The organism is Vibrio sp. GLN_1, assembly GCF_043106015.1.
Classification (GTDB): Bacteria; Pseudomonadota; Gammaproteobacteria; order Enterobacterales; family Vibrionaceae; genus Vibrio; species Vibrio parahaemolyticus.
This window is the reverse complement of sequence record NZ_JBICMD010000007.1, coordinates 185,579-200,071: the sequence shown is the minus strand read 5'-3', so window position 1 is coordinate 200,071 and position 14,493 is coordinate 185,579. Positions and strand designations below refer to the sequence as shown.

Genomic DNA, 14,493 nt, shown 5'->3' with positions numbered 1-14,493 from the left:
CATTGAGAATAAGAAAGGGGAAGCATAATGCTTCCCCTTGTATTTACGGATGTTGTGAAAACTGGAGAACTCAGTTCTTCGTGACGGTTACGATTGGCGCTGACTTGTCAGCCGCATTGAAATGGAAGTTGTAATTTCCTGCTTCTGCAATCGCAATTTTTAGGTTTGCACTACCGCCACCGACTTCCATCGTCAGTGCTTTACCAAGCTCAACACTGCCTTCGCCGCCGAAGTTGGTGTCTGCTGCCCAGTCTGCACTTGCAATCTTCATCTCGTAGCTACCCGCAGCTAAGTCAATGTCTAGCGAGTAAACATCATTGGCGACGTAGCTGAACTTCGCTGCTGAATCTTGCGCCGGAGTGTCCCAACTTGTGATGGTGCCACGTAGGTACAGTGCTGTTTCACCAAACGTTGGTGCATCCGCAGATTTGGTTACGGAAACCACAGGTTTTTCAACTTTCTCATCTTGAACGTATAGCGCGTTCAGTGTGAAGTTGTACTTGCCTGTTTCTGCGACGGTGAGTTTACAGTTTTCGTCTGCGCCTAGCTCCAGAGAGCCGCTGCCCACTGTTGCCACAGAACAACCGATGTTCGGATTTGTCCAACCTGTGTCTGCAAATTTGAACTCGTGGCTGCCTGCTTCAAGTACGCCTGTTACTGAGTACATGCCGTTGCCAATGAAAGTCATTGCCCAGTCGCTGTTGTCTGACCAATTGTTCATTGTGCCTTTCACGTAAACCACGGTTTCACCGAAAGGAGGAATGCTCGATACGTCTTTGTTGTCTGTATTTACTGGCAGACCCGCACCTTGCGCGCCGTCTTGTGGCTGTACGAATACCGCAGTAGTCAGTGCTGGTACTGTGAAGGTTTCATTGGCGAAGCTTGCGCCTTTCACGATGTCATCTGCAGAGTTTTGTTGAACTTCATGCAGCTCGAAACCTGTCGCGCCTTTCACGACAAATGATTTCTCTGTTGATGTTGAGTTCACCACAGCCACGATCGCATCGTATTTCGAATCCAAATCGGCACCTGCTGATTTACCATCGTCGATAGACATAACGATCAAGCCTTCCACTTGGTCTTTACCAACGTTGCGGAAGTCAACACGGTTCATGACTTCTTGAGCGGTATCTAAGCGGAACAGTTCACTTGAACTACGGATTTTTAGTAGTTCTAGGAATTGTTGTTTGGTTAGCTCAATGTCGGTTGCATCTGGCTTCGCTGTCGTGTCAGAAACGATCTTCTTGATCAGCTCCCAGTTTGCGCCGTCTTTGTCTTCACGAGGCAGACCTACGTTCCAGTTGTTGTCACTGCCGTCAAAGAAGACGCGGTTGAACCAGTCACCAGAATCGTAAGAGTCGCGCTGCATCGATTTAGAACGCAGAAGCTCAGAACCCATGTGGATGAATGGGATACCTTGGCCAAGCATTACTGTTGATAGCGAGACAGATTGCATGCGCGCACGATCTGCAGAAGGAGTCGCAGTCGCAATCTTGTACGCGTTGTTATCCCACAGTGTTTGGTTATCGTGCTTAGACACGTACGAGATGTTTTCTGATGGCACTTTTGTGTAGCCTGCTGGCGCACCATTGTAATCAACGTTCTTACCTAGTTTTGTGTCGCCTTTGTAGTCTAGAAGAACGAAGTCAGCCAAGTTACCCGCCATGCCTAGACGAACCAGATCTTGGTTGTGTAGACGACCATTCACCGATTCTGCGTCCACTTTGGTTTCTTCATTCGCGTAAGCCGCGTTACCAAAACCTTGGTTGAAGCGAAGTGGGTGCTTACCTTCTGAATCGACACCGCCATCAAATGGACTACCGCCACGAACAGCGTCACGCAGACGATCCGAGAACGTACCGATTTCAGTGCCAGCCATGTTTAGCTGAGTGGCTTGATCAAAACGAGCGTTGTTAGACACTTCACCGAAGTCCCAACCTTCACCGTAGAACAAGGTGTTTTCGTCAATCTTGCGGATTTGCTCAAGTGCGTAGACCATCACATCTTTTGGCTGGTGGCCCATTAAGTCGAAACGGAAACCGTCAACTTTGTAGTCGTCCGCCCACACTTTCAATGAGTCAACCATCAGTTTACCCATCATCAAGTTTTCTGTTGCAGTGTTGTCACAACAGGTTGAGTTTTCTACGCCGCCAGTGTTGACGTTAAGACGGTGGTAGTACCCTGGGACGATTTTATCTAGAACGGACTTGTCGTTAATGCCAGAGGCATTGGTGTGGTTGTACACCACGTCCATGATCAGCTTCAGCTTCATTTTGTGCGTTGCTTGCACCATTTCACGGAACTCAAGAATACGTTTTGAGCCGTTTGGATCGGTCGCGTAGCTGCCTTCTGGCACCGTGTAATGGAATGGGTCGTAACCCCAGTTGAAGCTGTCTAGCATGCGCAAATCGTTCATCAGTGCTTGCGCAGAGCCGGTGGCTGGATCGTAGCTGTTCAGCACATCTTCAATTACTTTCGCGCCATCAACTTCGTCACAGACAGACGCTTCTGGTTTGATGCCACACAATTTACCTACGGTGTCAGTAATATCGACGCGGTTCGCCGCTTCTTCATCAACCGTAGCAATGTCGAACGCTGGCAGGATGTGAAGCGTTGTTAAACCTGCGTCTTTTAGTGCTTGCAAGTGAGAGACCGATTCGCGGTCTGCTTCTGTGAGTGCTAAGTACTTACCGTTGTATTCTTTGGTGCCTTTTGTATCGTTAAAGCTGAAGTCACGAAGGTGTGATTCGTAAAGTACGTGGTCTTCATCTTTTTTAACGGTTGGGCGTTCGTAGTCGCTCCAGCCTTGTGGCATCAAGCTTGGATCATCCAAATCGATCACTTGAGAGTACATCGAATTTTTCGACAAGCTCAGAGAATATGGATCTGTGACCAAGCGAGTTTCGATGACGCCCGTTGTTGGGTGGTAAACTTTAACTTTGTAACGGTAGTATTTGTTGACGACGTTGCTTTGCGCTTCAGAAACCCAGATACCGGTTGCTGAATCTTCTTTCATCGCAACGGTCGTTTCTTCTTTCAGATTCTCGTCATAGATGATCAGAGCAACGTCTTGCGCTGTTGGAGCCCAAAGCTTGAAGGTTGCTGCGCCGCCTTCCACAATCGCACCGAGTTCTTGGCTAATTGCGTTACCTGCCTTGGAGTCGGCAAACACCGCATCCAAAACGCCCGGCTTTTGCACTTCAGTTGCAGAAATAACGTCGCCATTTGCGTTGTACGCCACCATAACGATTTGTGATTTCAGAATCGTACGTAGGGTTGCATCGTCCACATCAATGCCAGCAGCTTGAAGGCTTGCAAGGTGGCGGAAACGAGATTTAAGACCGTCAGACAAATCGCCCGCTTTGGTCAGCTCAACAGCTGTACCGCCAGAGATTTGCTTGTCTTCATCCATTTTGATGTCGTTGGTCAAGCTGTAGAACAGTTTCATGGAATCAGCATTGGCTGCTGCTTCCCATGCGATAGTGTTGGCATCTAACCAATGCGCTTTTTGACCATCAATATCGACTGGACGTTCTTCGATTGGCTCGTAGTAAAGCTCGCTGCTGCCGTGGAAGCCAAATAGACCTTTAGATTCGCCAATTTTGGTCAGCTCCACTTTTGAGTTCGAGCTACCGAAGGCTTTCTCATCGCCTTTGTGCAGAATGAAGTTCATACATTCGTGCGGATCAGACGCATCTGGGTTCACTTTCAGTACGTAGTAAGCGCCGTAGGTGTCGTTGATACCGTCGAATGGACGGGGTGCAGACCAGTCCGTACCTGTGCCAGCAATGCCCATGGCTTCTAAGTCGGTGCTGGTACAGCCTTCGCCGTTCCACAAGTGCAGGCCCCAACCTTCGTAGTCGCTTGCCGTTGATGCGGATGCAATATCGCGCTTGTAGTAAATGACAACCTCGTTCTCTCCCGCAGGGTATAGGCCAGAGCCTGGGTTCGTGGTGTCGTCGCTTGTGCTATCGCTGCCACAACCGCTGATGACCGCGATGGAAATCAAAGGCAGTACGGTTTTGGCAATCGTTGATAATTTGAATGTTTTATTGTCCACGTTTACAAATCCATTGTTATTGAATTGATATAACGGACGTGCGGTATTTCGTGGCTCTAAAGCTCGAAGCGCTACACGCCCTATTTGGGGCAAGATGCCGAAAAGGAAATGTTCAACTAGATGCTAATACACTGAATCATCAGCAAAATGTGAGAGCAGGCTGTTAAGTTTTTTACAAGTAAAAATTTTCTGTCACAGTCGATTTTGTTCACAAAATAAATAATAAAACGGTCGCATAGTGAGATATTCCGCACACCATCAAAATGTAAATTTTTATAGGAGGAGTAAGGGGGGATGATAGGGGAGGAGAATATCTCAGCCCCAAAACTGTGATTAACTTCTATAAAAAATGGGGTGATATTTCGCCTTTAAAAATAAGTTGCGCTGATATTGAATAAAATAACGTCAACAGACACTTAGAAGCTTCAGATTTTGCGGTAATGGTCGTTATATAATAAAGGCTGCCGATATTGGTCGGCATGTGATTTTCAAGACTCCCCGGTAGGGAGTTCATTTGGGCCCTGACTAAAAAAGAGGCTATCTATGAGTAGTATGGGCATTGCCATTGCGGCAACTGGCCTTTCACTCGTCCTGATATTTGTTTGGATGATCTCATTGTCGATGCGAAGGCAACGGCTGGAGACCGAGAGGAAAGCGCGTGAAGCTGCGTATCGTAAAGCGATGCAAAAGGCGCGTGAGCAAGAACGCAAAGAGCGTGAGTTTAAAGCAGAAACTGGCCACATCCCGACGATTTTGTTTTTAGCGAAAGAAGCTGAGCGGGACAACGTTCGACAAGCGCTGTATTGGTACGACAAAGCGGCGAAGTTGGATAACGTGACAGGCATGTACGGCATTGTGCGCCTTAGTGAGCGAATGCGAGAAGATGTGATCTTAAAAGAGCAGGCGAACTTCTGGCGAACTGCCATCGCGGGCATGGAAGGTGATATTGAAGCGAAGTTCACGACAGGTAAAGCACTGGTGTTTGGTCGAGGGGTAGAGAAGAACATCCCGAAAGGCCATCAACTCATCGAAACGGCGGCCGAAGAAGGTTGCGTTGCTGCGATGCTTTACATGGGAGAGTGGCAGCTCTCGCCTGAAAATACTTCAGGCCATAAAGCCGATGCGCTTTACTGGTTTATGAAAGCGGCAGAAAAAGACAGTGCAGAAGGCAAAATTCAAGTCGGCTTGTGTTATCTAAACGGCATTGGCGCAGACAAGAGCATGGTGAAAGGTTGCTATTGGCTGGAACGTGCTGCTGAGGGCGGCAGCGCAGAAGCGATGTACCATGCAGGCGAAGCATGGAAAGACAGAGGCAAAACAGGCAATGCGATTGCGTATGTTTGGTTGTTTCTTTCTGCCAATATGGGTTATCAACCAGCTCGCACCCTTCGCGATGAAGTGGCGGCGAACATCGGTGTGGATGTGGTCGTTGGACTTCAATCCATTGCGAAGCCTCTGCAAAGAAAGCTCGCATCTGGCATGGTGAAAAAGCACTCGATCATTCGTGCGCTGAATAAAGTGTACAAACGTGACGTATATTTCCCTGGCGAAGAAGAGCTTAACGAGGTGTTAAGTGACGAGCACAAATCTGGGGCGAATACGTGGGAAGAGACGACGGAGCTGAACTTCGAACCGGATATGACAACGGTCACAACAGAAGATCAATCAGCGAAACCACCTGAGCAGAAAACGCCTTCCAAAGATGTGCTCGATTTTACGCAGAATTTTTTACAACCTTAATCTTCGAAGAGCCTCAGTAATGAGGCTTTTTTATTGCCTGATAACAGCTACTGGCAAGCTCCTCTAGGCGATGCCACCCTCTCTCTTCCCATCCCTGTTTTTACAAGAATCTCTATATAGAGACGAGTACACCGTTTTTAAGACGTTTGCGTGTTTTCTCATCGCATCGAGTCCTGAATCACGATGTTCGCTTCTATATGTACTAACGCTGCAAACATGGCCAAGCGGTTATGGTTGAGTGTTGCGAAGATCTTAATTTATTCATTTGCATATTATTTATTCGATTTCTCAACAGATTTTGTACGTTTAGTTCAGACTTTCTAGTGAAACCTAAAAATGGAGGGGAATCCCCCCTGTTTCAGAGATGGTTATTAAGCTCAAATCAAACATTTCCAATATCTAATTAACTGGAATTGGAAATTAATTTCGTGGCTATAAATAAAAGGCTAAAAAATACACTCATTACTTTATCTAATAATATTAATTAAAATTTGTACCTCTAAATCTAAATTTCTATTTTTGGTTTAAGATTTGATTTGTTGATTTTATTCTTAATTAGGCGCAAGATAATAAGCAAATAAAAATAGCGCATACTATGCGTATAAAAACATTCGGAAGTAACTTTTTCATTACATGTTTCAACAGAAAATGGAGCATATTCCATTTGCTCTGTTTTATTTCTATTAGAGATTTGTGTATGTTGAGAATCATTAGTGCAGATAAGTTCATCTCTTCAAGGTTCATCTTGGAATACAGCAAAGCGGAGTTTGCGTCTTTGTTGGGAGTTTCCGTAGCTAAGATAACCAATATTGAAAGTGGCAAATCTTCGATTCCCCCGGTGTACGATTACGCCATCAATCATTTACTCAGTGAGCATCCGTTCAAGGAAAGCGCAGTGGAAGCCCTTTGCTCTCATGAGACTCTTAACTTTGCCCGACGCATAGATGTGAACTCTAAGGTGCAACGCTTGTCCTGTAAGCGTTGCGATAGCCGTAGACTGCACGTTATGGCAGGAATGAGCGGGCTGTACTTTGTCGAGTGCATGGATTGTAAGCATACCATGTACTCGTCTGGTATCGCGGTAAAACGCTATCAACAGTGGTCCAACAATGGCGTAAAGCTAGATAGTCATTTATTTAATTGAATTGTGTTTCCTTTGCACCTAAAGTAAAAAGCCATCAATACATGTGTTGATGGCTTTTTTATTATGTGTTTAAATTTAGTTAAAATTAAAACATTTATTATCCCTAATAATATAGTCCTACTAATTATATAGTGATAGAAATCTCAAAAATTTATTTTCTTGATATTTTATTTCTAACAACAATGGCTGTGGTCACACAATTTTTAATTATTTTTCCTTTTAAGCCTGGTTTCAATATCATTGGGCTATCAATTGGAAAGTGATGAAGATCGCGAAATTTTAATTCGAGAAAATAAGACTTTTAAATATGAAAATTTAATCACGAAATTTGTTTTTTGAATTTTAAATATCGTTTTCGTTTGTAATATCTGTACCTGTCAATTTTAAAGAACAAAAAAGAGATATTCCAAATGAAACGTTTAATTATAGGTGTTAGTAATTACATGCCAGAAGACTTCAGTTTATTAGCTGAATCTTTAGATGAACAATTTAATCGTCATTTACAACCTTTAGAGCAAGTTGAATTAACCGACGTTGGTGCGGCTATTATTACTTCAGCAGACATTAAAGCAGGTCTGCATAAAATGATTTCTGAAACGGGTTACGGTATTCCAGTTTTCTTAGTAACGGATGAAAACCCAGTTTCGGCAGAAGATTACGTTTGGCTAACTGGCGTTATCGATTTAGAAAGACAATCTATTGAGTACTACTGTCGTCAAATCAATGAAGCAGTAACCAAGTACGAATGTCGTCTGCTTCCTCCTTTCTTCAAGCAATTAACGCACTATGTTGAGATGGGTAACTCAGCGTTTGACTGTCCGGGACACCAAGGTGGTCAGTTCTTCAAAAAACACCCAGCTGGTAAACAATTCTACGATTTCTTCGGCGAAAACCTGTTCCGTAGTGACTTGTGTAACGCGGACGTGGATTTAGGTGACTTGCTGATCCACGAAGGTTCTGCACACCAAGCGCAAGCGCACGCTGCAAAAGTATTTAACGCGGACAAAACTTACTTCGTACTCAACGGTACTTCTGCTTCAAACAAAGTGGTGTGTAACGCGCTAGTAACTGAAGGTGATTTGGTACTGTTCGACCGTAACAACCACAAATCGAACCACCACGGTGCGTTAATCCAAGCGGGTGGTATGCCAGTTTACTTAGAAACGGCGCGTAACCCTTGGGGCTTCATCGGTGGTATGGATGAGCACTGTTTCGATGAAGAATACATTCGTGCTCAAATCGCGAAAGTGGATCCAGAACGTGCACGCGATGAACGTCCTTTCCGTCTTGCTATTATCCAGCTTGGTACTTACGACGGTACTATCTACAACGCTCGTTACGTGATGGATAAGATCGGTCATCTTTGTGACTACATCCTGTTTGACTCTGCGTGGGTTGGTTACGAGCAGTTCATCCCTATGATGAAAGACTGTTCACCACTGCTGCTGGATTTGAAACCAGAAGACGCAGGTGTGATCGTGACTCAGTCTGTTCACAAACAACAAGCTGGCTTCTCTCAAACATCGCAAATCCACAAGAAAGACCGCCATATCAAAGGTCAAGCTCGTTACTGTAACCACAAACGCTTTAACAACGCGTTTATGATGCACGCATCGACTTCACCATTCTACGCACTGTTCTCTGCGCTTGATGTGAACGCGAAGATCCACGATGGCGAAGCTGGTCTGCGTTTATGGCGTGATGCGGTTAAGACTGGTATCGAAGCGCGTAAAGAAATCCTTAAGAGTTGTGAATTGATTCGTCCGTTCATTCCAGACGAAGTCGAAGGTCAACCTTGGGGCAGCTACGACACTGACGTGATCGCAACGAATAAGAAATTCTTCATGTTTGAGCCAAACGCAAGCTGGCACAAATTTGAAGGTTACGGTGAAGGTCAATACTTCGTTGACCCATGTAAATTGTTGCTAACTACTGCGGGTATTGCAGAAGACGGCAGCTACGCAGATTTCGGTATTCCTGCAACGCTATTGGCGAACTTCCTTCGTGAAAACGGCATCATCCCTGAGAAGTGTGACTTGAACTCCATCTTGTTCCTACTCACTCCTGCGGAAGATATGGGTAAGATCCGTCACCTTGTGGCTCAAATTAACCGATTCGAAAAATTCATCCGTGATGATGCGCCTCTAAGTATCGTACTTCCAAGCGTCTACGAAGCGAATAAAGAACGCTACCGTGGCTACACCATCCGTCAGCTATGTCAGGAAATGCATGACATGTACAAAGAGCTGAACGTGAAACAGCTACAAAAAGCGATGTTCCGCAGCGAGTACTTCCCACAAATGGTTCACAAACCAGACGTGGCAACACGCAAATACTTCCGTGGTGAATGCGATTACCTACCACTTAAAGAGGCCGTTGGTCGCGTAGCCGCTGAGGGTGCACTTCCTTACCCTCCAGGCATCATCTGTGTGATCACTGGTGAAATCTGGACCCCACACGTGGTGGATTACTTCCTATCTCTAGAAGAAGGTATTAACCGCTTCCCAGGCTTCGCGCCAGAAATTCAAGGTGTGTACCTTGAAGATGTTAACGGTCGCACTACCGCACATTGTTATGTCCTAAAAGATTAATCTACCCGTTCGCACCACGCTCCGGCGTCGGTGCGAACCGCTTATTCGTGGAGAATAATTTATGAGTACTGAAACTAAAAAAATGTCGGTGGTGCAGTTAACCATTCTGACATTCATCAACATGGCCGGCTCCGGCATCATCATGCTGCCAAGTAAACTGGCGCAAGTGGGCACCATTTCTGTGTTGTCTTGGCTGATCACGGCGGCGGGCTCTTTGGCGTTGGCTTACGTGTTCGCAAAATGTGGTCGCTTTAGTAAACGTGACGGCGGTATGAACGGTTACGCGTCTTATGCATTCGGTAAATCGGGTGCATTTATGGCGGGCTGGACTTACGGTTTGTCACTCCTTATTGCGAACATTGCGATCGCAATTACTTGTGTGGGTTACGGCTCCGCATTCTTTGAAGTGACCCTATCTCCGGTCGAAACCTGTTTGTACACCATCGCCATTCTTTGGATTTGTACTTTCGCTAACTTCGGTGGTGCGAAAATCACAGGTCAAATTGGTACATTCACCGTGTGGGGCGTAATCCTACCAGTGTGTTCATTGGGTATTGTTGGTTGGTTCTGGTTTAACCCAACCATGTACATTGAAGCTTGGAACCCACACAGCTTGCCATTTGGTGAGGCAGTGAGCGCTTCTATTGCGATGACGCTATGGGCATTCCTTGGTCTTGAATCAGCTTGTGCGAACTCTGAAGCGGTAGAAAACCCAGAGAAGAACGTACCAATCGCAGTGCTAGGCGGTACACTAATCGCGGCTGTGGTTTACATTGTATCGACAAACATCTGTTCTGGTATCGTTGCAAACTCTGAGCTTGCTGCATCTACAGCGCCATTCTCAACCGTATGGACAGTGATGCTAGGTTCAGCCGCTGGTAAAGTGGTTGCGGGTATGGCGGTATTGGCTTGTGCGGGCTCTCTATTGGGTTGGCAATTCACTATCGCGTCAGTGTTCAAATCGTCTTCTGATGCTGGCTTCTTCCCTAAATTGTTCTCTCAAGTGGACAAACGTGGTACGCCAATCAAAGGTATGATCGCGATTACTATTATCCAATCTGTATTGTCTCTAATGACGATCTCTCCAACGCTGAACGAGCAGTTCGAAGCGCTGGTTAACCTAGCGGTAGTAACAAACGTTATTCCTTACATTCTATGTATGGGCGCAATCTTCATCATGCAGCAAGTGGCGCACGTGCCGGAGCGCGAGATGAAAACCACCAACGTTATCGCTCTGATTGGTTCTCTGTACAGCTTCTACGCGCTTTACGGCTCCGGCTACGAAGCGATGATGTGGGGCTCTATCGTAACCTTCCTAGGCTGGAGTGCTTACGGTCTGATTGCTGCGAAGCATGAGCCTTTAGCAAATTAAAAAATAATACTGAAAGAGCCTTCCCAAACGCGGTGTGGAAGGCTCTTTGTTTTTAGGCATTTACGCCAAATCCAAGTCAGCTCAATGTATTTGAGACTAGACATCCAATGACGTGAAAACTCATTTTCGACATTTGGAGGACGAAAGATGATAAGTCAACCTGTTAAAATCGGTGACGATACCGCCGTAGTCATTCCAAGCGCAATCCTGGCTCAGCTCGGGATAAGGGAAGGAGATACCCTAGAAATCGCACTGAATAAAGACAAAATGGAAATTAAGAAGATGGTGTTGAAAACCAGCACTCCAACTTACTCTGAAGATATTGAGGAGAATTGAGTTAGAGAATCTTGGTTTGTCGGATACACTACTGGTTTCGCAAAACTGGCGCTTGCCGCTGTCTTTGAACTATCGATAACAACAATAAGAGGTAAGGTACTATGCAAGGTATCCTCTCTATACAATCTCATGTTTCTTTTGGTCATGCTGGTAACAGCAGTGCCGTTTTCCCAATGCAACGCATGGGTTTCGAAGTATGGCCGATTCATACCGTTCAATTTTCTAACCACACGCAGTATCAAGAAGGCTGGACTGGGCGAGCGTTTGCGGCTGAAGACATCAGCGAGTTAGTTCGTGGTCTTGGAAACATCGGTGCATTGGAAAAATGCCAAGCGGTGTTGACCGGCTACCAAGGCAGCGCAGAGCAGTGCCTTGCTGTTGAAGATACCGTGACGAAAGTGAAGCAAGCGAATCCGAACGCACTTTATGTTTGCGACCCTGTGATGGGCGCGCCAGACAAAGGCTGCATTGTGGCTCCGGGTATTGCTGAAAATCTTCTGACTCGTTTGATGCCAATGGCGGACGTGATCGTTCCGAACCAATTCGAGCTGAGTCAATTTGCTGAGATGGAAATCCACTCACTAGACGATGCGATCACCGCATGCCAGCGTGCGCTAGCGAAAGGTCCAAAAGTTGTGCTAGTTAAGCACCTTTACTGCCTAGAAAATGGCAGCTTTAACATGCTACTGGCTACGCAAGAAGGCATTTACCTTGCGAAGCGCCCTCAATTTGAGTTTGCTAAACAACCTGTTGGCGTGGGCGACCTTATCTCGGCGATCTTCACTTCAGGATTGCTGAAAGGTTGGTCTCCTAAACAAGCTTTCCAACATTGTCACGACGCGTGTTACGGGGTGTTAAGCGCCACTTACCATGCAGGCGAATGGGAACTGCAAACCATCGCAGCGCAGCAAGAGTTTGTTGAACCAAGCAAACACTTCCCAATTGAAGAAGTGGAACTAGAAATGGCGTAACGCTATTTTCGAACACAAAAAAGGAGCCCGGCGGCTCCTTTTTTGATCGCTAACATTGGGACGTATCGACTTTAAAACTGTGTCCGTCTTTTCCTGCGCCTTCCAATCGGTAATAGGCGTAGCATTTGCCTTGCATCAAGGCTTCTGGTGAGTCACTACGTCCATAGCCGACTATCGAATAAGTGTTGTTTTCAATGAACACCAAGTTCGCTTGCTTCATTTCGTCTGAGATCGTCATGTTGTCGAAAAAGCCAAGGTGTTCGCCACATTCGCTTTGCGTTTCTGGGTAGCCGTTGTAGAACTCTTGATAGCCCACAGCCGTCAGGACACATTGGTTTGCGCCATTCTCTTGGTTGAATGCTTTCGCATTGGCGTTGAGAATGGAGACGTAGTACTGCATGTCGGCAAACAAAACTTGAATGGCAGCAGAGCGGGCGTCGGACGTGCGCTGGTTCGAATGGTGGAGTGCATAAGCAGAGATTCCGCCTAGTAAAACAGCAGCGAACAACCACTCTTTCAATGAGAAACTAGACAACCATCTCATTCGTTTACCCTCAAATTAAATCGACCATTCATACAATGGGGCGGCATTCTACGCATCGAATCTTGAAAATTTAAGGGTAAATCCCGTGTTTCAGAAAAAACTGACAGAAAGTTTATTGGTGATCAATGAGTGATACCGAATGCATATTCTGTCGACAATAAATTATCGACAACGAAAAAGGGGAGCCAACAGGCTCCCCTTTCTATTATTCAATGTTTATCTTACTGGCTTTTTTGCTGTTCTGAACGGCAAACAGCAGCGGTAAAGATAACGTCTGTTGAACTGTTTAGCGCTGTTTCAGCAGAGTCTTGAATCACACCGATGATGAAACCAACCGCTACCACCTGCATTGCTACGTCGTTTGAGATGCCAAACAACCCACACGCTAGAGGGATAAGCAGTAGAGAACCGCCCGCAACGCCAGAAGCGCCACATGCAGAAACCGCCGCGACAACACTTAGAAGTAGCGCTGTCATTAGGTCAACTTCAATACCCATTGTGTGCACTGCAGCCAGCGTTAGCGTTGTGATAGTGATTGCTGCACCAGCCATGTTGATGGTTGCACCCAGAGGGATAGATACTGAGTAAGTGTCTTCGTCTAGGTCTAGCTTCTCACATAGCGCCATGTTTACTGGGATGTTCGCTGCACTTGAGCGAGTGAAGAACGCTGTTACACCACTTTCACGTAGACATTGGAATACCAATGGGTACGGGTTTTGTTTGGTTTTGAAGAATACGATCGCTGGGTTTACTACCAGCGCGATAATCATCATTGCGCCAAGTAAAACCGCAAGAAGGTGAGCGTAGCTTGCTAGCGCGCTGAAACCAGTTGTCGCGAAAGTTGAAGCAACCAGACCAAAGATACCAAATGGTGCAAGACGGATGATGAAGCGAACAATGTGAGAAACACTGTGGCTTAGGTCTTCAAATACCGCTTTCGTTGTTGCTGATGCGTGGTGAAGTGCAAGGCCAAGACCCACACCCCAAGCAAGAATACCGATGTAGTTCGCTTCTACTAGTGCGTTTACTGGGTTATCAACCAGTTTAAACAGCAAGGTACGTAGGATTTCTGCAATACCTTGAGGAGGCGTTGCACCTTCAGCGCCGGTTACAAGCGTTAGATGGGTCGGGAAAAGGAAGCTTAGAACCACGGCTGCAAGCGCTGCGAAGAACGTACCCATTAGGTACAAAACAACGATTGGGCGCATGTAAGTGTGTTGGTTTTTCTTTTGGTTCGCGATTGAAGCGGCAACCAAAATAAACACTAGGATCGGTGCGATGGCTTTAAGAGCGCCTACAAAAAGGCTACCAATCAGTCCAACGCTTTCAGCATGGCTTGGTGAAACTGTTGCGAGCAAAATACCAAAGACAATACCGACAAGGATCTGGAGAACGAGGTTACCGCGAGCATATCGGGCAACGAGGCTGTTGTGTTGCATACGTCATTCCTGCAATTTTATGTCAGAGCGGCAGGGCAATAGCCAAACATTACACGGCGATAATGCCCTTGATGAACAAGGAATGAGCATTGCTTCTGTGCGCTAAGAACATGATTATCAATTATCCTGTTTTTATAAATTCAGCCATTTTCTTGCTGAATATCACATATCTTAGCTTGGTAATATTTTGTGTCTAGTTTTAGTTTGTTTTTGGATTAAATGTTTGCTCGATGTTATCTAAACGAGATCTTTATGTTGAAAGATCTCGTTGGTTATGAGTAATGGTTTTTAATAAA

At 45.9% G+C, this 14,493-nt stretch carries 9 protein-coding genes; 6 read left to right on the top strand and 3 right to left on the bottom strand.

Going from position 1 to position 14,493, the window contains the following annotated elements; genetic code table 11:
- Positions 1-70: 70 nt before the first annotated feature.
- A complete protein-coding gene (gene pulA / locus ACF8OV_RS03590; RefSeq protein ID WP_203503543.1) occupies positions 71-4,060 on the bottom strand; it encodes a pullulanase-type alpha-1,6-glucosidase in 3,990 nt (1,329 codons plus the stop codon).
- Positions 4,061-4,603: 543 nt separating this feature from the next.
- Here pulA and ACF8OV_RS03585 point away from each other — a divergent pair.
- The 6 genes from ACF8OV_RS03585 to pdxY all read left to right on the top strand — a co-directional run bounded on the left by ACF8OV_RS03585 (position 4,604) and on the right by pdxY (position 12,214).
- Positions 4,604-5,800, top strand: coding sequence for a tetratricopeptide repeat protein (locus ACF8OV_RS03585; RefSeq protein WP_023584485.1), 1,197 nt, complete (start codon positions 4,604-4,606; stop codon positions 5,798-5,800).
- Between the two features lie 697 nt (positions 5,801-6,497).
- Positions 6,498-6,944 carry a helix-turn-helix transcriptional regulator gene (locus ACF8OV_RS03580; RefSeq protein WP_005458369.1) on the top strand — a complete coding sequence of 149 codons (447 nt, stop codon included), beginning with the start codon at positions 6,498-6,500 and terminating at the stop codon, positions 6,942-6,944.
- A 410-nt stretch (positions 6,945-7,354) separates the two neighbouring features.
- Positions 7,355-9,535 (top strand): ornithine decarboxylase SpeF, encoded by a 2,181-nt coding sequence (gene speF / locus ACF8OV_RS03575; protein WP_011106546.1) that lies wholly within the window; start codon positions 7,355-7,357, stop codon positions 9,533-9,535.
- A 61-nt stretch (positions 9,536-9,596) separates the two neighbouring features.
- Positions 9,597-10,907: a putrescine-ornithine antiporter gene (potE, locus tag ACF8OV_RS03570; protein WP_005374814.1), complete on the top strand. Its 1,311-nt coding sequence runs from the start codon at positions 9,597-9,599 to the stop codon at positions 10,905-10,907.
- Positions 10,908-11,054: 147 nt separating this feature from the next.
- Positions 11,055-11,243: an AbrB/MazE/SpoVT family DNA-binding domain-containing protein gene (locus tag ACF8OV_RS03565; protein ID WP_005458312.1), complete on the top strand. Its 189-nt coding sequence runs from the start codon at positions 11,055-11,057 to the stop codon at positions 11,241-11,243.
- 101 nt (positions 11,244-11,344) lie between these two features.
- Positions 11,345-12,214, top strand: a complete 870-nt coding sequence (gene pdxY / locus ACF8OV_RS03560) for a pyridoxal kinase PdxY (RefSeq protein ID WP_005499985.1) — start codon at positions 11,345-11,347, stop codon at positions 12,212-12,214.
- 49 nt (positions 12,215-12,263) lie between these two features.
- Here pdxY and ACF8OV_RS03555 read toward each other — a convergent pair whose 3' ends face one another.
- Together ACF8OV_RS03555 and sstT are read right to left on the bottom strand one after the other, a co-directional pair.
- Positions 12,264-12,758 (bottom strand): hypothetical protein, encoded by a 495-nt coding sequence (locus tag ACF8OV_RS03555; RefSeq protein ID WP_021822075.1) that lies wholly within the window; start codon positions 12,756-12,758, stop codon positions 12,264-12,266.
- Positions 12,759-12,979: 221 nt separating this feature from the next.
- The gene (sstT, locus tag ACF8OV_RS03550) at positions 12,980-14,197 is read right to left on the bottom strand and encodes a serine/threonine transporter SstT (RefSeq protein ID WP_005458382.1); all 1,218 of its coding nucleotides are present in this window, start codon (positions 14,195-14,197) and stop codon (positions 12,980-12,982) included.
- Positions 14,198-14,493: the final 296 nt, after the last annotated feature.